The sequence below is a fragment of the Burkholderia contaminans genome (assembly GCF_029633825.1).
Taxonomy (GTDB): Bacteria; Pseudomonadota; Gammaproteobacteria; order Burkholderiales; family Burkholderiaceae; genus Burkholderia; species Burkholderia contaminans.
The window spans coordinates 848,886-867,390 of the sequence record NZ_CP090641.1; the positions used below are offsets into that span (position 1 = coordinate 848,886).

General features: G+C 66.8%; 17 protein-coding genes. 8 read left to right on the top strand and 9 right to left on the bottom strand.

Annotation, left to right across the window (positions count from 1 at the left end):
- Window positions 1-115: 115 nt before the first annotated feature.
- The gene (locus tag LXE91_RS21530) at window positions 116-775 is read right to left on the bottom strand and encodes a YdcF family protein (RefSeq protein WP_039366527.1); all 660 of its coding nucleotides are present in this window, start codon (window positions 773-775) and stop codon (window positions 116-118) included.
- Window positions 776-1,001: 226 nt separating this feature from the next.
- On the bottom strand, window positions 1,002-2,042 hold the full coding sequence (gene mreB / locus LXE91_RS21535; protein WP_039366525.1) for a rod shape-determining protein: 1,041 nt from the start codon (window positions 2,040-2,042) through the stop codon (window positions 1,002-1,004).
- 269 nt (window positions 2,043-2,311) lie between these two features.
- Between mreB and LXE91_RS21540 the strand changes: the two genes are divergently transcribed.
- The gene (locus LXE91_RS21540) at window positions 2,312-4,738 is read left to right on the top strand and encodes a patatin-like phospholipase family protein (RefSeq protein ID WP_039366522.1); all 2,427 of its coding nucleotides are present in this window, start codon (window positions 2,312-2,314) and stop codon (window positions 4,736-4,738) included.
- 57 nt (window positions 4,739-4,795) lie between these two features.
- Here LXE91_RS21540 and LXE91_RS21545 read toward each other — a convergent pair whose 3' ends face one another.
- The 3 genes from LXE91_RS21545 to LXE91_RS21555 form a co-directional block, all read right to left on the bottom strand.
- Window positions 4,796-5,419, bottom strand: coding sequence for an FMN-dependent NADH-azoreductase (locus tag LXE91_RS21545; protein ID WP_039366519.1), 624 nt, complete (start codon window positions 5,417-5,419; stop codon window positions 4,796-4,798).
- 310 nt (window positions 5,420-5,729) lie between these two features.
- On the bottom strand, window positions 5,730-6,860 hold the full coding sequence (locus LXE91_RS21550) for an ATP-binding protein (protein ID WP_039366517.1): 1,131 nt from the start codon (window positions 6,858-6,860) through the stop codon (window positions 5,730-5,732).
- Window positions 6,861-6,924: 64 nt separating this feature from the next.
- A complete protein-coding gene (locus LXE91_RS21555; protein WP_039366515.1) occupies window positions 6,925-7,635 on the bottom strand; it encodes a response regulator in 711 nt (236 codons plus the stop codon).
- A 219-nt stretch (window positions 7,636-7,854) separates the two neighbouring features.
- Between LXE91_RS21555 and LXE91_RS21560 the strand changes: the two genes are divergently transcribed.
- Both LXE91_RS21560 and LXE91_RS21565 read left to right on the top strand, forming a co-directional pair.
- Entirely contained in the window at window positions 7,855-8,769 is a 915-nt protein-coding gene (locus LXE91_RS21560; protein WP_039366512.1) for a glutaminase, read from the top strand.
- A gap of 137 nt (window positions 8,770-8,906) precedes the next feature.
- Complete coding sequence (locus LXE91_RS21565; protein ID WP_076841335.1) at window positions 8,907-9,281, top strand: cytochrome c; 375 nt, start codon at window positions 8,907-8,909, stop codon at window positions 9,279-9,281.
- Between the two features lie 172 nt (window positions 9,282-9,453).
- On the opposite strand, the gene LXE91_RS21570 is transcribed toward LXE91_RS21565, so the two are convergent.
- Window positions 9,454-10,395 carry a LysR family transcriptional regulator gene (locus LXE91_RS21570; RefSeq protein WP_039366509.1) on the bottom strand — a complete coding sequence of 314 codons (942 nt, stop codon included), beginning with the start codon at window positions 10,393-10,395 and terminating at the stop codon, window positions 9,454-9,456.
- Window positions 10,396-10,501: 106 nt separating this feature from the next.
- Between LXE91_RS21570 and LXE91_RS21575 the strand changes: the two genes are divergently transcribed.
- From LXE91_RS21575 to LXE91_RS21595, 5 genes are all read left to right on the top strand, one after another.
- Window positions 10,502-11,236 (top strand): SDR family NAD(P)-dependent oxidoreductase, encoded by a 735-nt coding sequence (locus LXE91_RS21575; protein WP_039366506.1) that lies wholly within the window; start codon window positions 10,502-10,504, stop codon window positions 11,234-11,236.
- Window positions 11,237-11,249: 13 nt separating this feature from the next.
- A complete protein-coding gene (locus LXE91_RS21580) occupies window positions 11,250-12,017 on the top strand; it encodes an SDR family NAD(P)-dependent oxidoreductase (RefSeq protein WP_039366503.1) in 768 nt (255 codons plus the stop codon).
- A gap of 27 nt (window positions 12,018-12,044) precedes the next feature.
- The gene (locus tag LXE91_RS21585; protein WP_039366500.1) at window positions 12,045-12,641 is read left to right on the top strand and encodes an NADPH-dependent F420 reductase; all 597 of its coding nucleotides are present in this window, start codon (window positions 12,045-12,047) and stop codon (window positions 12,639-12,641) included.
- Window positions 12,642-12,867: 226 nt separating this feature from the next.
- Window positions 12,868-13,503, top strand: a complete 636-nt coding sequence (locus tag LXE91_RS21590; RefSeq protein WP_039366497.1) for a cysteine hydrolase family protein — start codon at window positions 12,868-12,870, stop codon at window positions 13,501-13,503.
- Window positions 13,504-13,754: 251 nt separating this feature from the next.
- Window positions 13,755-14,699 (top strand): fatty acid desaturase family protein, encoded by a 945-nt coding sequence (locus LXE91_RS21595; protein WP_039366494.1) that lies wholly within the window; start codon window positions 13,755-13,757, stop codon window positions 14,697-14,699.
- A 33-nt stretch (window positions 14,700-14,732) separates the two neighbouring features.
- Here the strand turns inward: LXE91_RS21595 and LXE91_RS21600 are convergent, their stop codons facing one another.
- From LXE91_RS21600 to LXE91_RS21610, 3 genes are read right to left on the bottom strand one after another with little or no spacing between them, the layout of a single operon-like run.
- Complete coding sequence (locus LXE91_RS21600) at window positions 14,733-15,875, bottom strand: aromatic ring-hydroxylating oxygenase subunit alpha (protein ID WP_223274253.1); 1,143 nt, start codon at window positions 15,873-15,875, stop codon at window positions 14,733-14,735.
- Between the two features lie 4 nt (window positions 15,876-15,879).
- Window positions 15,880-17,478 carry a GH3 family acyl-acid amido synthetase gene (locus tag LXE91_RS21605; protein WP_039366488.1) on the bottom strand — a complete coding sequence of 533 codons (1,599 nt, stop codon included), beginning with the start codon at window positions 17,476-17,478 and terminating at the stop codon, window positions 15,880-15,882.
- Entirely contained in the window at window positions 17,478-18,416 is a 939-nt protein-coding gene (locus LXE91_RS21610; protein ID WP_039366486.1) for a fatty acid desaturase, read from the bottom strand. Before LXE91_RS21610 ends, LXE91_RS21605 begins: the two co-directional genes overlap by 1 nt.
- Between the last annotated feature and the right edge of the window lie 89 nt (window positions 18,417-18,505).

Sequence of the window (18,505 nt, forward strand, 5' to 3'; positions counted from 1 at the left end):
CGCGCGGCGCGTCGCGTGTTTCGCACAGGATAGGACAGAACGGGGAACGTGCGCAGCGAGGAAAAAGACGCGATGCCATGCGACGTGGCCGTCGCGGAAAGCTCCCGCGCCCGCGTTACGAAAACAGGCTCATCAGATAAAGCATCGGCCGGAACGAGACGGGCCGCGCATCGGGGTTCACCCACAGCCGCACCGCATACACCGCGTACGCCGGCACTTCGCGCCAGCTCGAATAGACGTCGCGCAACTGGAAGCGGCGCGGATACGCGGCGGAGATGTCCGCCCGCGCGATGCCGACGCGCTCGAACGCGAGGCGCGCCCGCGCGAGGTGGTAATACTGGCTGACGATCACCACGCGCGACACACGATGCGCCTGCAGATAGGCGAGCGTGTGCTGCGCGGTCGCGAGCGTGTTGTCGCCCTGGTCGTCGACCGCGATCCGGTCGGCCGGCACGCCGCGCGCCACGAGATAGTCGCGCATCGCGGTCGCCTCGTTCAGCCCCGGGCCGTCGATCGCGCCGCTGACGAGGAACGCCGGGCACTGCCCCCTGCGGTAGCAGCGCACGCCCACGTCGAGCCTGGCGGCGAGCACGGGCTTCGGCGCGCCGGCCTCGTCGAGCGCGTTGCCGAAGATCACGGCGACGTCGGCCGGCTCGCTCGGCATCCGCATCCCGTACGCGACGAGTGCAACGGCCGCGACGATCCAGAGGCAGGCGACGACGGCCAGCAGGCGGCCCAGGCGGGCAAACGCGCCCCGTTTGGTGTGGTTTTTCAAGGTTTTCGGTCTCTCAGGTCGTCGGGCGTAGCGGCTTGCCCGGCCCTGGACGGGCGCGTAACGCTAGCATGGTGCGCGTTCGGGTGTCCACGCAACGGACCGATGCCGGACAGCCTTCCTGAAAGTCGACTGGAGACACGTACCTGCGACGCGGGTACGCGATACGGAGATCGAAAGCGTGTCAATGCGCGCGCCGCTCGGCGGCGCCTGGCCGGCACGACCCGAATCAGTCGGCCTGACACATCGTGAGCCGCCCCATCGCCTCGCCTGCGCCGCGCACCGCGCAGGTGGCCGGCTCGTCGGCGATCCGGGCGACGAGCCCCGTCTCGTCGTACAGCAGGCGCTCGAAATCCGCGAGCAGCGCGCCGCCGCCCGTCAGCACCACGCCGCGATTCGCGATGTCGGTCACGAGTTCGGCCGGCGCGTTCTCCAGCACCGACTTCACCGCGCCGATCACCTGTTTGAGCGGCGCGGCCAGCGCGTCCGCCACGTCGTGGTTGGACAGTTCGATCGAGCGCGGCAGCCCGTCGCCGACACCCCGCCCGACCGCGCGCGTCGACCGGCGCGGCACCGCGCTGGTGGCCGAGCCGATCGTCTGCTTCACGTGTTCGGCCGTCTGTTCGCCGAGCAGCACGCCATACAGGTTGCGCACATGGTTGACGATCGCCGCGTCGAACTGGTTGCCGCCCACGCGAATCGCCTCGCGGTAGACGATGCCGCCGAGCGAGATCACCGCGACTTCGGTGGTCCCGCCGCCGATGTCGACGACCATCGAGCCGACCGGCTCGGTCACCGGCAAGCCCGCGCCGAGCCCGGCCGCGAGCGATTCCTCGATCAGTTCGACCTCCGATACACCCGCGGCGAAGGCGGCCTCGCGGAGCGCGCGGCGCTCGACGGCCGTCGCGTCGGACGGTACGCACAACGTGACTTCGACGCGGCGGCCGAAGCGCGAACGCGTGCGCGACATGTCGATGAAGCTGCGGATCATCTGCTCGGCCGCGTGCGCGTCGGCGATCACGCCGTGCCGCATCGGCCGTACGGCTTCGAGATGCCCCGGTTCGCGGCCCAGCAGCGCCTTCGCGAGCTCGCCGACGGCCTCGAGCGTCGGCCGGGCGTCGGTCGCACCGGCACCGGCCTTGCGGAAGCAGACGACCGACGGCTGGTTCAGCACCACGCCGCGTTCGTGCGTATAAATCCGCGTACTCGCCGTTCCAGGGTCGATCGCAACGGGTTGCGCAAACAACTTTCCGAACAGCGGTGTCGACATATCAAACCTTTGTAATCGAACGGACCAGGGCAGCCGCGCTGCATTTTGCCACGCGTCCATGCCGCCCCATCACGAACTTAGCGGCAAATCGTTCCGATACTTTAGGCAATTCCGATGATTTTTTCGCGACTGAATTGTCAAAAATGCCGTTCCGGACGCATCCGGCTACGCGACAGCCTCTCGCATTGCGCCTGTAAAACACGGTAATCTCTCGGTCTTGCCTGCTCCCGGCAGGCCTCAGACGCCCGATCACGCCAGGTATTTCCTCCATGACAGCGACCGTTTCCTTCCGCTGGGCGCGGGTGCGCCCGCTTTGCACGACGCTCGTCGCCTTCTGGTGCTGCACGGTCGCCGCGCAACCGCTGCCGGCCGCCGACTCCGCCGCCGCGGCCGCGGTCACCGCCGCCGCCCCGATCGCCGCGCCGGTCGCTGCCGCCAGCGCGCCGGCTGCCGCGCCCGCCGCATCCGGGCACACCTGCGAAGCCGACGGCGGCCCGGCCGGCCGCCCGTCGGTCGGCCTCGTGCTGTCCGGCGGCGGCGCGCGCGGCTACGCACATCTCGGGGTCCTGAAGGTACTGGAAGACAACCGCATCCCGATCGACTGCATCGCCGGCACCAGCATGGGCGCCGTGGTCGGCGGCCTGTACGCGAGCGGCATGGCCGCCGGCGAGATGCAGAAGCGGCTGTCGGAGGTCAACCTCGCCGACATCGCGTTCGACGTGACGGAGCGCGCGGACCTGCCGCAAACCAGCCGGGAGGAAGAGCGCCTGTACATCAACGGGCTCACGCTCGGCTTCGGCAAGAAAGGCGTGAAAGTGCCGGTCGGCCTCGTGCAGGGCAACCGGCTGCAGGCGCTGCTCGCGAGCTGGACGGCCGCCGTGCCGACCAACCAGCCGTTCGACCGCCTGCCGATCCCGTACCGCGCGGTCGCGACCGACCTGCAGACGGGCCAGATGGTGGTGCTCGACCACGGCTCGCTGCCGCTCGCGATCCGTGCGAGCATGGCGATGCCGGGCCTGTTCGCGCCGGCCGAAATCAACGGGCGCGCGCTCGTGGACGGCGGGCTCGTCAGCAACCTGCCCGTCGACACCGCGCGGCAGATGGGCGCGAACGTCGTGATCGCGGTCGACATCGGCTCGCAACTGCGCCCGCTCGACGCGCTCGCGTCGCCCGCCGACGTGATGCAGCAGATGGTCGGCATCCTGATCCGCCAGAACGTGACCGCACAGCGCAAGCAACTCGACGCGCAGGACGTGCTGCTCACGCCGGACCTCGGCTCGCTCGCGTTCACCGATTTCCAGAATGCGAAGCAGGCGATCGCCGCAGGCGCTGCCGCCGCGACCGCGGCCCTGCCGAAGCTGAAGCGCTTCGCGCTCACGCCGGAACAGTACGCGGCCTACCGGTCTGCGCACGCGCAGCCGCTGCCGCCGCCGATCCGCATCACGCGCATCGACATCAAGACCACCGGCGGCGTACCGAAGCGGGTCGTCAGCAACGCGCTGCACGTGAAACCCGGCGACACCTACGATCCGGACACAGTCAGCAAGGATCTGCTCGGGCTCACGACGGGCGGCAACTTCGAGAGCGTCACGCAGCAGATCGTGAGCCGCGGCGACGAAAACGTGCTCGAGATCGATGCGCGCGAGAAATACTGGGGGCCGAACTTCCTGCTGTTCGGGCTCGGCATGTCGAGCAGTTCGACCGACGAGGGCGGCTTCCGCCTGCACGTCGGCTACCGGCGGCCATGGCTCACCGAATCCGGGCTCGAATTCCGCGCGGACACGACGATCGGCAGCGACCTGCAATCGGCGCGCATCGAGTTCCGCCAGCCGCTGTCGATGGCCTACGGCGTCTATCTGTCGCCGTACGCGGAATACCAGCGCCGCTACGCGAACCTGTACGACGACACCGGCGACGTGAAGATCACGCAGTACCTGATGCAGACCGCACGCGCCGGGCTCGATTTCGGGCTGCCGATCGGGCGACTCGGCGATTTCCGGATCGGCCTCGGTTACGTGACCGGGCACGGCTCGCCGACCTACAACCTGCCGTTCGACGACGGCAGCGGCCAGTCGCTGCTGTGGCCGAGCTTCACGTCGCAGGCGCTGACCGCGCGCGCGCGGCTCGTCATCGACCAGCTCGACGATCCGCTGTTCCCGCGCAAGGGCTATTTCACCGAGCTGCGCGTCGAACGCTCGCTGGTGTCGCGCAACGGGGGCTCGGCGTCCGAGTTCGACGACAGCATCAACAACGCGCCCTACACGGAGATCTACGGCAAGGCGATGGTCGCGCAGCAGTTCGGCCGGCACAGCGTCAGCGCGACGATCGAAGGCGGCAAGAGCATCGGCGGCACCAACCTGATCAACGCATTCAACTTCACGCTCGGCGGCTTCCAGCATCTGTCCGCGTATGCGGCCGACCAGCTGAACGGCAACGAGCTCGCGTATGCGCAGGTGACCTACATGAACCAGCTGATGACGTTCAACGCGTCGCCGGTCAAGGCGCTGTCGGTGGGCGCCAGCGCGGAAGTCGGCAACGTCTGGTCGAGCGGCCAGAAGGTCGGCGGCGGCACGCTGAAGCAAAGCTATACGTTCTTCACCAGCCTGTCGACCGCGTTCGGGCCCGTGTACATCGGCGTCGCGCTCGCGCCCGGCGGCCGCCGCAACTTCTACCTGCAGCTCGGCCGCACGTACTGAGCGTGCGCGGATGCCGCTTCGGCCGCATCCGCGTCTCCATCGCGCCGCCCGCCCGGATCAGAACGCCGCGGCCATCGCGACCGCGCGGGCTTGTGCCCGTTCGATGCTGTCGCTGGCCCGCGCGCCCCACGTGTGTTCGACGGTCAGGCTCCTGACTTCGCTCACGCCGATGAACCTCAACCAGAATTCGATGTAGTCGGCCTGATGCCGGAATCCGGGATTGTCGGCGCCCGCACCGGGCTCCCGGCTTTGCCCGCGAACATGGATCACCAGCGCGCGCGGAATCTCCAGCAACGGCGCGTACGCGCTGCCGTCGAACGTAAACAGCATGTTCCGCTGGCTGACGAGATCGATCAGCTGCTTGAGCTTGTACGGATAGCCGAAATTCCACATCGGCACGCCCACGACGATCCGGTCCGCCTCCTGAAAGCGCTTCACGAGCGACTGGATGCGCCGCCAGATCGACTGCTCCGCCTCATCCATCGGCGCGTTTGCGACGCCCTTGTACTTGGCGCCGATCGCATCGCTGTCGAAGTCCGGCAAGTCCGCCTCCCAGACATTCAACGTATCGACGTCGATCGTGGCGCCCGTCTGCCGGTACGCATCGACAAAGGCATTGGCGACCGCGATCGAAGCCGACCTGGCGCCGCGGGGAGAAGACACGATATTCAAAAGCCGCATGATGTGTGACCCGGACAGGAATGCATGAACAAGGGGGTAGCCATCATGGCGGCCCCGGCTTCACTGCTGCGTGGCGGGCCACTCGCCTGCACCGTCGTGGATCGGCCCGCCGATATAGTTGCAATTGCAATCGTAATGCAAAGCGCGTGCGCGTGCCAAACGAATCGTCACGCGACGATTGCGGTGCGGGAACGCATTGATACCTGGAAGGTACGGCGGGAAAGGCCGGCGGCGCGTTCGAATCCGCCGCGCGGCTGGGTGCGGTCGTGCCGTTGTTACTGACGGGGCTCGGCGCCCGGGCGGCGTATCGTTAGACCGGCCAGCTGATCTCGAAGCGCGCGCCGCCGAGTTCGACGGGATCGACGACCGCGATCCGGCCGTTGTGCGCATGGAGCACCTGGCGCGTGATCGACAGGCCGAGGCCATAGCCGCCGGTGCGGCGGTCGAGGCGCACGAATGCGTCGAAGATTCGTTCGCGTTCGCTCTCCGGCACGCCGGGGCCGTCATCCTCGACGAAGATTCCGATGTTGCCGTGCACGAGCGCGATCCCGACGACGATCCGCGATTTCGCGTACTTGCTCGCGTTGCGCAACAGGTTGCGCATCGCATACGACATCAGCCGCCGGTCCATCTTCACGCGCAGGTCCGACGCGATCGCGATGCGCGACTCGATCGCGCGCTCCGGATACAGCAGTTGCGCATCGCTGACCTGATGCTCGAACCACGCGACGGGGGCCGTCAACTCGAGATTCGACTGCAGCGAGCTGTATTCGAGCCGTGCATACGTGAGGCTCATGTCGATCAGCTCTTCGAGCTCGGTCACGTCCTGCGCGATGCTCTCGAGCGCGCCCTGGTATTCGGCCGCGGAACCCGGTTCGCGCAGCATTTCGAGCGCGAACCGCACACGCGCGAGCGGCGTGCGCAGCTCGTGCGAGATGCCGTTCGTCAGATCGCGCTGCGCGGCGATCAGCCGTTCCATGCGCATCGCGAGCGCATTCAGCGTCCGCGCGAGCGGGCCGATGATCACGCTGTGCGATTCGCGCGCACGCGTGTTGAAGCGTCCACCCGTGAAGTCGATCGCGCGCTCGCGCACCATCACGAGATCCGACCACACGGGCCGCATCCACCGGTACGCCGCGAGTGCCGGTGCGGCGAACACGAAGACGAGCACGATCCAGATGTCGCCGGGCAGCGAGTCGAACGCATGCCACACGACCTGCGGCGACAGCTCGACGCACAGCGCGAGCGCCGGCACGAGCGCGGTCAGCAGCACGAGGCCCAGCAGATGGAGGTAGGTCCGCACGTAAAGGCGCGACCAGCTCGGGATGCGATCGGCGCGCGTGTCGGTCCACGCGCGGCGGAAATGCAGCCAGCGCCACTTGACGTAGCGCAGCGTCGGCAACGGCGGTGCATCGGGGTGCGAACGGGTTCGTCGGATCATCTCGGCTCCCGGCCGGCGGGTGGAAGACCCGCGTGGAACGTGACGGCGTCGTGCGAACGCCGCGTCATTCCCACGCGTGCTTGCTGAATTGATAGCCCTTGCTGCGGATCGTCTTGATCCGCTGCGGGTTGCTCGCGTCGTCGCGCAGCTTGCGGCGCAGCTTCGAGATGCGCCCGTCGATCGTGCGGTCGAGGCCGTCGAACTCGACGCCGCGCAACTGCAGCATCAGGTCGTCGCGGCTGACGACTTCGCCCGCATGGCAGACGAGCGCCCACAACAAGTCGAATTCCGCCGACGTCAGGTCGGGCGTGCTGCCGTCGGGCAGCACGACGGAGCGGTCGGTGCGGTCGATCGAGAACTTGCCGAACGCGTAACGCTCGGGCTGCGGCGCGGTGCTCTCGGTCACGCGCGCGGGCGCGCGGCGCAGCTGGGCCTTGATCCGCGCGAGCAGGATGCGCGGCTCGACCGGCTTGTGCACGTAGTCGTCCGCGCCGAACTCGAGGCCGAGCAGTTCGTCGAACGGCTCGTCACGCGCCGTCACCATGATGATCACGCCGTCGTACTGCTTGCGTGCCTCGCGGCAGATTTCGAAGCCGTCCTTGCCCGGCAGGTTCACGTCGAGAATGACGAGATCGGGACGAATGGACAGGATCGCCGGCACCGCGGCGTCACCATGCAGCACAGTGTCGACTTCATAGTCGTTCTTGCGCAGGTAGCCGGCGATCAGCGTGGACAGGCGGGTGTCGTCTTCGACGAGCAGGATGCGAAAAGACATGGGCAGCGGTCGGGTCATCGAGGAAGCCACGGCGGCGCCGGCCGGTGCCGGACGCCGGCCATCGGCCGAAACGTACCGCATGATACTGCGCCCGCCGATTGCCTGTTTAGACGTCTTGAAAATAAGGGCGCGATATCGCGCCGCGCTTGACGAATCGGCGCCGGGACGGTTCCATACGGGCTCGCCAGAATCCGGGCCATGCCCTGCCCCCCTGACTTGATGAATTACCAGACGATCCTCGAACGCATCCACGCCGACCTCGCCCCCTGGATTGGCCAGGGCCGGGTTGCCGATTACATTCCCGAGCTCGCGAAAGTGCCCGCCGACAAGTTCGGGATGGCCGTCGTCACGCTGGACGGAAACGTTTGCACGGTTGGCGATGCGTACGAGCGCTTCTCGATCCAGAGCATCTCGAAGCTGTTCGCGTGCACGCTGGCGTTCCAGCTGCTGGGCGACGAACTGTGGGAACGGGTCGGCCGCGAGCCGTCCGGCAACGCGTTCAACTCGCTGGTGCAGCTCGAGAGCGAGCGCGGCAAGCCGCGCAATCCGTTCATCAACGCCGGTGCGCTGGTCGTCACCGACGTGCTGTGCCGCCGCTTCGTGAAGGCCGAGACGGCGCTCGTCGAATTCGTGCGGCGGCTGATCGGCGCGAACGACATCGACTACGATTCGCGCGTCGCGCAATCGGAGCTGCAGCACGCGGAGCGCAACCGTGCGATGGCGCACTTCATGGCGAGCTTCGGCAACATGCAGATGCCGCCCGACATCGTGATCGATGCGTATTGCCGCCAGTGCGCGATCACGATGAACTGCGTCGAGCTTGCGCGCGCGGCGCTGTTCCTGGCTAACGGCGGTGTCGCGCCGGTCACCGGCGAGCGGATCGTCGATTCGAGTTCCGCGAAGCGGCTGTCGGCGCTGATGCTGACCTGCGGCACCTACGATGCGGCGGGGGATTTCGTATATCGCGTCGGGCTGCCCGCGAAAAGCGGGGTCGGCGGCGGGATCGTCGCGGTGCTGCCGGGCGAGATGGCCGTGTGCGTGTGGGCGCCGGGGCTCGATGCGAACGGGAACTCGTTGGCGGGGACGCTGGCGCTGGAGTGGTTGACGACTTATTCGGGAAGGTCGATTTTTTGAGGTGACGGGGTTTGGGCGCACCTCACCTGGCGCCAGGCTGGCAGGTGAATATCGGCGCACCCAATGGAGAACTCGCCATTCGGCCGCAATCGCTCCCACAGAGACAGGCAGCAGTTCACACAATAAAACCACGAAAAATGAAAATACTCCTCGTCGCTTCACTGGGAATAGTATTGCTGGCTCAAACATCACCCGCCTTCGCGGATAGCGATAACGGGAAAAAGATCTTCCTGGCGAGATGTTCGATGTGCCACGGAGCAGATGCCCGAGGCACCGGGCCACTGGCCAATAAAAGCAACCCGCCCACGCCCGACCTCACGACGCCCGCCTTCAAAAAACGACTCAACGATTATCCGGGCGTGATTGTCTCGTCGGTCATCCTTCGCCCCAATGGGGACCTGATTCCGAAAACGTTGCGAGAGAACGGCGTGAAACTCCCGCCCCACTCCTGGACAGTCCAGGATTTCCGCGATTTGAATCAATACATGAGTGGCTTGATTTTAAAGAATTAAATATTTTGACGCGGGTTTATATTGCCGGCGTACCGGCCCGCTGGCGCTGGAGTGGTTGACGCCTTATTCGGGAAGGTCGATTTTTCGACGTGGAGCAGTCGAACATGCCTCTTCAAAGGCCGATTCGGCCGGCGCTCACGTCACGGTTCGCACGACACCCCCGGCAAACCCGTCAGCGACCGCGCTTCACGCGGGCCGCGGCCTTCCCGTCCTTCGAGACGGGATGACGATTGCCCAGGAGTTCGACCAGACGTGTCTCGCATTCGGAAAAGGCGTATCCGCGCCGCTGGGAGATCATGAACGTGAGCGAGCGCATGTGCCACGCGCGCCGTCGGAGTTCGACCAGCGCCCCCTTCGCGAGGTCTTCCTCGACCAGATGGCGCGGCATGTGCCCCCAGCACAAGCCTCCCCTGAGCAGATCGTGCTTCGCGCCGAGATCGTTCACCCACCACTGGCGTTCGCTGGCGACCCCTTGCTGGCTCTTTCCCGCATCGGGCTGATTGTCCGTTACGACGAGCTGGATATGCCGGCCGAATTCCTCCCGCGGGATCGGCCCCGCAAGTGCGGCCAGCGGATGCGATGGCGCACAGACGGTCACCATTTGCGCTTCGCATAAATGCTGCCGTTCGATGGTGCCCTGGCTCAACTCGGGCACGTCCATGATCGTGACCGCCAATGCGCACGTGCCGTCGAAAACCAGACGCTCGCCACCCTGCATGGTCGTCATGCGCAGATTGATTGCAGCGGTTGGAAAGTCCGCCTGCAGGATGCGCAGGCATTCAATCAGGTGCGCACGCGGAAAATAGGTATCCACGGCAATCGAGACCTGGGGCACCCCGGCTTCGGCAATGGCAACCGCGCGCATCTTCATTTCCTCGGTGCGCGAGATCACCCCCCGCGCATCCGGCAGAAGGCTGCGGCCTGCCGCCGTGAGCGTCGCCTTGCGCGTGTTGCGCTCGAACAGCACCACGTCGAAGGCACTCTCGAGCGCGCCGATCGCGTGACTGATTGCCGACTGTGCACGCCTCAGCTGCCGTGCAGCCCCGGAGAAGCTTCCCTGATCGCATACCGCGACAAAAGCCCGAAGTTGGTTGATGGTGACGTTGTCCAGCATATCTATCTAGAAAGTAGATGGTATCTATAGATATTCAGTCAATTGGATTCATGAATCAAGCGGTCCAGAATCATGTTCGTCACTTTCGTTTCCGAGGATGCAGGGCATGAACAGACTGAATGGAAAGACCGCAGTGATCACCGGCGGCGCTACCGGAATCGGCCGCGCCGCCGCAAGACGCTTCATCGACGAAGGCGCCTTCGTCTTCATCTTCGGCCGGCGGCAGGCAGCGCTCGACGCCGCCGTAGCCGACCTCGGGCCCCATGCCCGCGCGGTGCAGGGTTCGGTTTCCGATCCGGCAGATCTCGAGCGGCTCTACGCTGCGGTGAAGGCGGAGCGCGGAACCATCGACATCGTGTTCGCCAATGCCGGCGCAGGAAGCCCGCTTCCGCTCGGCAAGATCACCGCCGAACACATCGACGAAATCTTCGACACCAACGTGAAGGGTTCGATTTTCACGGTCCAGGCGGCGCTGCCGCTGATGGGCCAGGGCGGTTCAATCATCCTGACGGGATCGAGCGCCGGCACCACTGGAGCCGCGGGATTCACGGCATACAGCGCGAGCAAGGCAGCGGTGCGCAACCTCGCCCGGACCTGGGCGGAGGACCTGAAGGGCACCGGCATCCGCGTCAACGTGCTGTCGCCGGGGGCGACGGCGACCGAACTGGCCAAGGAGGCGCTGGGCGAGGAAGGCCAGAAGGCCTATGGGGCGATGACGCCGCTCCAGCGTATGGCCGATCCGGCGGAGATCGGGGCGGTGGCCGCCTTTCTTGCGTCGTCGGACAGCAGCTTCATGACCGCCAGCGAGGTTGCCGTTGATGGTGGCCTGGCACAACTCTGAGGAGAAAGATCACATGACGCACTCGTTGAAGGGCAAAACTGCGCTCGTGACCGGCGCCTCAAGGGGCATCGGCCGCGCCATCGCCGAACGTCTCGCCAAGGACGGTGCGACAGTCGCACTCACCTACAACGCCAGTCAATCCGGCGTGGACGCGGCGATCGCAGCCATCGAGAAAGCGGGAGGCACTGCGTTCGCGATCCACGCGGATCTCGTTGATCCGGCGGCCGTCCCGGCTTTGTTCGAGAGACTCGACGACGAACTCACCCGGCGGAACGGAACCAAAGCCCTCGACATTCTGGTCAACAACGCCGGCAATTCCGGCTGGGTCGGCTTCAAGGACGCGACGCCGGAGAGTTGGGACACCCTGATGGCGGTCTACGCCCGCGCGCCCTTCTTCATCATTCAGGCCGCTCTGGATCGTCTCGCCGATGGTGCCCGCATCATCAACATTTCTTCCGCCGCCGCCACGAAGCCCGTGACGGCAGCGCCCGTCTACTCAATGGCGAAAGCAGCCATCAATACCCTGACCCATACGCTCGCCATCGAGCTCGGGCCGCGCGGCATCACCGCAAACGCCGTCGCGCCGGGCTTCACGCGAACGGATGCCAACGCCGCCGTTCGGGAGAATCCGGAACTCGTCAAGGCGGCCGAGGCCCAGATCGCGTTGGGCCGCTTCGGCGAGCCGTCGGAAATCGCCGCCGTCGTGGCGTTCCTGGCCTCCGATGATGGCTATTGGGTGACCGGCCAGACGATCGAAGCGAGCGGTGGTTACAAGCTCTGAGCGCGCACGGAAACGAAGGAGAAACATATGCGTTACGCAATCATCGGCTTCGGCAAGATCGGCCACGCACTTGCCAAGGCGTTCGCCCGCAACGGCATCGAAGTGGCCGTTGCAACCACGCGCGACCCGGAAAGCTTCGCGGCCGACGCGGCCGCGATCGGCCCCACTATCATTCCCCAAACCCTGGCGGAAGCCGTCAAGGCGGACACCCTCTTTCTGGCTGTCCGTTTCGAGTCGCACCCGGAGGTCGCGAAAGCACTGCCCGACTGGAGGGGGAAGACGGTTATCGACGTGATGAACACGCAGGCCCCGCTCGAGGAACTGGGCGGTCTGCCCTCCTCCGTTTTCGTCGCGAACGCGTTCACCGGAGCCAGGCTGGTGAAAGGCTTCAATCATCTGGTTGCCGCCGTCCTCGGCCAGGACCCGGCGATACATGGCGGCAGGAGAGTCGTGTTCCTGGCGAGCGACGATGACGCCGCAGCAGCGGAGATCGGCGCGCTTGCCGAGAAACTCGGTTTTGCGCCAATCAAACTGGGCGGGCTTTCGGATGGCGGGCTCCTTGTGCATGCGCGCGGAAATCAGTGGGGACAATTGATCTTCAAGGACTTGATCACATTCGACTGACGACCAACCGCTTCCGGATATTTCCCTGAGTCGAATGACCGAATGCCGAGCACGACCGGCGGCCGAACGTCGGAGTGGCCGTGCAGAGACGTGGCGCCGGTTTGGCGGTGGCGGCCGCACAGCGCGGCAACTCGCCCCTACGAAAATCGCTTCGGCGGCCGCCCCGATTTTCCGGTACAAATCGAGGACGCTCACATTCCCCGCGGGCTATTGGAGACTCTCGTTCATGACTCGGCAACACGCACCGGATATCGCAACGACAACCCGCACGAACCCCGGCGACAGCCGGTCCGTGCCGATTCCCGCCATCGTGCCGTCGAGCACCGCGCTGCTCGTCATGCATTACCAGACCGACATCCTCGGGCTCTTTCCGTCCGTCGCGCCCGAATTGCTCGCCAATACGCGCCGGCTCTGCGATGCGGCGCGGGCCGGCGGCATCGGCGTCTGGTTCGCGAACCTCCGGTTCAGCCCCGGTTATCCGGAAGTCAGCCCGCGCAACAAGAACGGCCAGGGCATCAAGCAGCTCGGCCTCTTCATCGACGACGGCCCGTGCCCGGAGCTCGGCCGGCAGCCCGACGAGCCGCTGATCATCGCGCACCGCGCCAGTGTGTTCTTCGGCACCGATCTGCAGGCGCGGCTCGTCGAGCAAGGTGTCGATTCGCTGATCATGGTCGGCATCGCGTCGACGGGCGTGATGCTGTCGTCGATCGCCCACGCGAGCGATGCGGACTTTCGTCTGTATACGGTCAAGGACTGCTGCTACGACCCGGACCCGGTGGTCCATGAGCACCTGTTCTCCACCGCCTTCGAATCGCGCACGACGGTGCTGTCGCTCGCGGACGCGTTGCGGCTGCTCGAGTAAACAAGCGGTCGCGCGAGCGATGCGAAAGACCGGCAGGGACTGCGTGCGGTGCTCGCACGACCCGACGGTGTCGTCGCGAGGGCCAGTGACGATGCATCGAACGTCGACGAAGCCACGCACGCGGCTGCGATGGTTCGGCACACCCTGCGCCAGGCGTTGAACGCTACCGCTCGTCGCATGAGGAATCAGGTGTATATTCCCGACCGATACACCTGCATGCGCGCCATCGACGGCGCACCCGACCTCATCGAATGCTCACGCCATCCGCCCTGCCGACACCTGCCGAACTGAACCGCACGCTGCCGTTCGCCGCCGGCGCGCGGCCATGGCGGCTCGTCCGCTATGCGTGCATCGACTGGCTCGGCATCCTGCTGTGCTGGGCGGCGATCCGCTTCGTGCCGAATCCGGTCGTCTATGTCGCGGCCGTGTTGCTGATCGCCGGCCGGCTGCAGGCATTCGGCGTGATCCTGCACGATGCCTGCCATCTTCCGATGCGGCGCATGACACTGCCGCTCGCGCTCGTCGAGGCGCTCGCCGGCTGGACGATCGGTTCGTCGATCGCCGCGATGCGCTATCACCACCTGCGCCATCACCGTGCGGTCGGCACCGCCGAGGATCCGTACCTGCACCGGCTGGCCGCGCGCGGCGGCTGGGTGCAGCGCGTGATGATGCTGCGCGGCGCGCTGCTGCCGGTCTGGTGGCCGCTGCGCGCGCTGATGGCGCCGCTTGCGCTCGCATGGCCGGCGTTCCGGCCGTGGTATGCGCGCGGCTTCATGCAGGACCGCTCGCGCCAGGACCTGCGCCGTCACCCTGAAGTCATTGCCTGCGCGCGCGCCGACCTGCCGCATTGCGCGGGCTATCTGCTCGCGATCGCGGCCGTCGTACACTGGGATCTGCCGTTCTTCACGTACTACGGGCTGCCGTGGATCGTCGGCGGCATCATGAACGCGAACCGCGTGCTGCTCGAACATCAGCACGTCGAGATCGACGAACGCGCGCCGGAATCGATCTGGCGCATGACGCGCACGATGACGTTCGGCTGGATCGGCAAGCTCGTACTGTATCCGCGCAACATCGGCTATCACCAGGTGCATCATGCGTATCCGGCGCTCGCGCTCGAGCATCTGCCGGCCGTGCACCGCTACCTGACGGACGGCACCGCATTCGCGCCGGGTCAGGCCGGCTCCACCCGCTAGACGCCCCGCCCCACGCGGCCCTGCGTGCCGCGCCTACAGCTCGAAGCGCATCACCTTCTCGCCGCACTGCGCGGCCGGCAGCGGCTCGCCGCGTTTCACCGCATCGAGCAGCCGGTCGATCGCGACGTGAACGATGTCGGCGCGCACGTTGTGCGGACGGAAGCCCGGCGCGTTGTCGAGGCCCTGCCGGTGCGCCCGCATGATCCGCACGTCCTGCTGAATCACGAGATGCGTGTACAGGTTCAGCAGCGGCCGCAGCGCGCGCAACACCCAGCGCGGCAGCCGGAAGCGATACGCGATGTACGTATAGACGCGCGAGCGACGTGCATCGATCGGCGTGATCTGGCTGACGATCAGGAAACCGGAACGTTCGCCCCACAGATAGTCGCAGCGCGTCACGTTCGGCGCGATGAAGCGGTCGACGTGCGCGAGCGGCACGCTGTCGGGGTTCGTGAGCCAGTCGAGACAGAAGCCGATCTTGTCGTCGCCGTCGTGATACGTGACGGCGACGCTGTCCGGCGTCGTCGCGACCGTCGCTTCCATAGCCTGGCCGCGGCTGCTGCGGAAGATCCCGTCGTGCACGAATACCGTATGCGGCACGTCCATGAAGTTCTGCGCAAGCATCGCGATGTCACCGTCGAACGTGTTGACCATGAAGTACGACTGCCACGGCGCGACGTCGCAAAACGGCATCCGGAAGATCGCGCGCGCCGACGGGTCGCCCGTACCGAGATACACCCATACGAGCCCGTCGAGCAACTGCACGGGCAGCGTACGCTGCCGGAACGGATAGCGGCCAGGCGCACCCGTTGGCTGCGTGCCGTCGATGCTCGGCACGTGGACGACCTGCCCTTCGCCGTCGTAGCGCCAGCCGTGATAAGGGCACACGAGCGTGTCGCGGTCGACCTTGCCGGCCGACAGACGCGTGCCGCGATGCACGCACTGGTCGATCAGCGCGGCGATCCGGCCGTCGCGCTGCCGGAACAGCACGATGCCGGTATCGAGAATCCGCACGCCGAGCGGCTTGTCGCGCGGGAGTTCGCGTTCGGTGCACGCGACGAACCATTGCTCGCGCAGGCCGTCCGGCGACGGCGCATGCTCGTGCGCGTGCGCCCCCGCCGCATCGCGCGACGGGCAGTCGTGCCCGCATCCGCGTGGTTCGATCATGTCGTTCATTGCGTCATTCATTCGTCATCACAAGCAGCGCGTCGGCCACCGGCAACCGCGTCACGAGTGCGCACGGCTTCACGTCGCCCGCGCGGATGCCGGCCCGTTCGGCCGCCAGTTGCAGCAGGTCACCGAGCCGTTCCGGCGATCGGCCCAGGCGGCGCACGCGCAGCGGGCCGAGCTGGCCGACGCGGCGTGCGTGCGCGTAGTGGAACGCGTGCGCCAGTTCGGCTTCGACGGCTGCGCACATCGCGTCTGCTGCATCGGTGCCGATGTCGCCGGCAACGCACAGCACGTAATGCGGCAGCCCTTCTTTCGCCAGGCACGGCACGATGCATGCGCCGACTTCGCGGTGTTGCCCATGTGCGCGGTTCAGCGCGTCGGCAGCAATCTGTTCGTCGACCTTCTCGCCGACGAGATCGACGCTCGCCGCCGCGCGCCCGACGAACGCGATGCGCGGCGTGCGCGCGGTCATGCCGACCACGCGCACGCGATCACCGAGTGCATAGCGATACAGCCCGCCGCCCGTGGTCAGCAGCACCTGTGCTTCGTCGCCGGGGCGCAGCCCATCGACGTCGCACACGCTGCCGTCGTCGCGCACGAATTCGAGGTAGTGGCTGCCGATCGCGAGCGGGCTACCTTCACCGGCACTGAACGGGACGCTCGCGACACCTTCCGTCGCGAACAGCCCCTTCGGCAGCCATTGCACCTGCGGAAACCGCACGCGCAACGCGTCGGCGTAGTGCTTGCTCGGGCCGTCCAGCCAGCAGCTCACGGCGGCCAGGCGCGGCCACAGCGCACGGCAATCGCCCTCCTCGATCGCGCGGCGCAGCGCCGCGCGACGCTCGGCCGGCAGCGACGCGTCGACCCATGCGAGATCGCGCGCGCCGTCGGCATCATCGCGATCGAACAGCGGGCGCAGCACGCTCGTCAGGAAGGTCGGGCTCCATACGCTGATGAACGCGAGCGCTTTGTCCGCGACGAGCGCATGCAGCGTCTCGCGCCGCCACGTCGCTGCGTCACCGGTCAGCGGCGGCACGAGCAGCGTCGATGCGAGCGCGGCCGCGCTGCTGTCGCCGAGGTAGTCGAGATCGCTCGCCGAGCCGACCGGAATCCCGTTGGGCGCGACACCGGGCGCCTGCAGCGGCGGCGACATCGACCAGTACGCGCGCCCTTCGCCGAGCGCCGGACAGGCGCGATGCATGTCGGCCAGCCATACGATCATCGCGGCCTGCAGTTCGCGCAGGAACGCGGGCGTATAGGGAATCAGCTTCTGGTGCGCGGTGCTGCCGCTCGTCCGTTCGAGGAACACCGGGCGCTCGGCAGTCAGCACCGGTTCCGTTTCGTGCGACACGCGGTCGAGCCACGGCAGGAAATCGACGGCCGCATGCACGGGCACGCGCTCGCGGAACTGCGTGGGACTGTCGATCCGGTCGAAGCCGAACCGGCGGCCGAACGCCGTATCGCGGTTCGCGGCCAGCAGCGCCGTCAGCCGCCGTGCCTGCGTGTCGCCCGGTGCTTCGAGGCCGGCCTGCCAGCGATCGACGTCCGGCTGTGCGGCGCGCGCGAACGTGCGCCACGCGTCGGGCAGGCTGCGGGCGGAGGCATCCATCAGAAATAGGTCTTGTCGAGTTGCGCGAGATCGTCGGGCAACCGGCGCGGCGGCGTGAAGATCGTGAGCCAGCCGTACCACAACGGCCGCGTCTCGCGCAGGTCCGACACCGCGTGCATGTCCTGCCAGCGCAGCGCGGGGCGACGATGATGCGTGAGGTTGTAGTTGAAGTTCAGCAGCAGCCAGCGCACCGGCGTCGGCGCGCGCATGTTGTACGTGCCTTCGACGACGTCGAGCGGCGTGCGCATGTGGTACACCCATTGCAGCGACGACCACGAGAAGGCGAATGCGACATATGCGACCAGCACCGCCGACACCGACCAGTCGAGCAGCCAGCCGGCCAGCAGCCATGCGCCGACGGCAGCGAGCGTTTCGTAGCGGATCCGGCGGAAGTCGGCCGTCGTGAATTCCTTGAAGGCGGCTGCGTACGTGTTGTCGTCGCCGCGCGCGGCGAGCCGCTGCATCGTGCGGCCGGGCACCAGCGCGAGCACGAAGCTGCCGACGAAACTGCCGAGCCAGATGCCGCCGAGAATCGCCGCGTAGTATTCGATGCGCTTGCGCAGCAGCGATTCGTCCGCCGTCGCGAAATCCGCGCGCTCGGCGCGCGTGCGGTTGCGCACGTGATGGCCAAGATGGTTCACGTGGATGAGCGTCGCGGCCGCGCCGAACATCGTGGACGCCCACCACATCATCATATAATTCGCGATCGGCCGGCGATGCCCGAACCCGTGGAAGGTCTCGTGCATCATCGAGAACACGCCCTGCATCACGAGGCAGAACGGCACGAGCACGAGCCACTTGATCGCGCCGGCGCCGGTATGCGACAGCCAGGTGAGCGTGCCGGCCCACGCCGCGCTCTGCAGCGCGAGCACGAGCAGGTTCGCCCGATCGTAACGTCGGGTCTGCGCGGCAGCGGCTTGCGCGCTCGGTCGGTTCATGGCTCGGAATGGCGGTTGTTTGCACGGGAGGATACAACAGATGCGTCAGCCGCCGGAAACGGCCCGCGCTCCGTCACTGGCGGGGCGGA

Bases quoted from the DNA above. Each gene is read 5' to 3' on its own strand.
- mreB (WP_039366525.1), bottom strand. From the start codon at position 2,042: ATGTCGACACCGCTGTTCGGAAAGTTGTTTGCGCAACCCGTTGCGATC.
- LXE91_RS21540 (WP_039366522.1), top strand. From the start codon at position 2,312: ATGACAGCGACCGTTTCCTTCCGCTGGGCGCGGGTGCGCCCGCTTTGC.
- LXE91_RS21545 (WP_039366519.1), bottom strand. From the start codon at position 5,419: ATGCGGCTTTTGAATATCGTGTCTTCTCCCCGCGGCGCCAGGTCGGCT.
- LXE91_RS21550 (WP_039366517.1), bottom strand. From the start codon at position 6,860: ATGATCCGACGAACCCGTTCGCACCCCGATGCACCGCCGTTGCCGACG.
- LXE91_RS21555 (WP_039366515.1), bottom strand. From the start codon at position 7,635: ATGTCTTTTCGCATCCTGCTCGTCGAAGACGACACCCGCCTGTCCACG.
- LXE91_RS21560 (WP_039366512.1), top strand. From the start codon at position 7,855: ATGAATTACCAGACGATCCTCGAACGCATCCACGCCGACCTCGCCCCC.
- LXE91_RS21565 (WP_076841335.1), top strand. From the start codon at position 8,907: ATGAAAATACTCCTCGTCGCTTCACTGGGAATAGTATTGCTGGCTCAA.
- LXE91_RS21570 (WP_039366509.1), bottom strand. From the start codon at position 10,395: ATGCTGGACAACGTCACCATCAACCAACTTCGGGCTTTTGTCGCGGTA.
- LXE91_RS21575 (WP_039366506.1), top strand. From the start codon at position 10,502: ATGAACAGACTGAATGGAAAGACCGCAGTGATCACCGGCGGCGCTACC.
- LXE91_RS21580 (WP_039366503.1), top strand. From the start codon at position 11,250: ATGACGCACTCGTTGAAGGGCAAAACTGCGCTCGTGACCGGCGCCTCA.
- LXE91_RS21585 (WP_039366500.1), top strand. From the start codon at position 12,045: ATGCGTTACGCAATCATCGGCTTCGGCAAGATCGGCCACGCACTTGCC.
- LXE91_RS21590 (WP_039366497.1), top strand. From the start codon at position 12,868: ATGACTCGGCAACACGCACCGGATATCGCAACGACAACCCGCACGAAC.
- LXE91_RS21595 (WP_039366494.1), top strand. From the start codon at position 13,755: ATGCTCACGCCATCCGCCCTGCCGACACCTGCCGAACTGAACCGCACG.
- LXE91_RS21600 (WP_223274253.1), bottom strand. From the start codon at position 15,875: ATGAACGACATGATCGAACCACGCGGATGCGGGCACGACTGCCCGTCG.
- LXE91_RS21605 (WP_039366488.1), bottom strand. From the start codon at position 17,478: ATGGATGCCTCCGCCCGCAGCCTGCCCGACGCGTGGCGCACGTTCGCG.
- LXE91_RS21610 (WP_039366486.1), bottom strand. From the start codon at position 18,416: ATGAACCGACCGAGCGCGCAAGCCGCTGCCGCGCAGACCCGACGTTAC.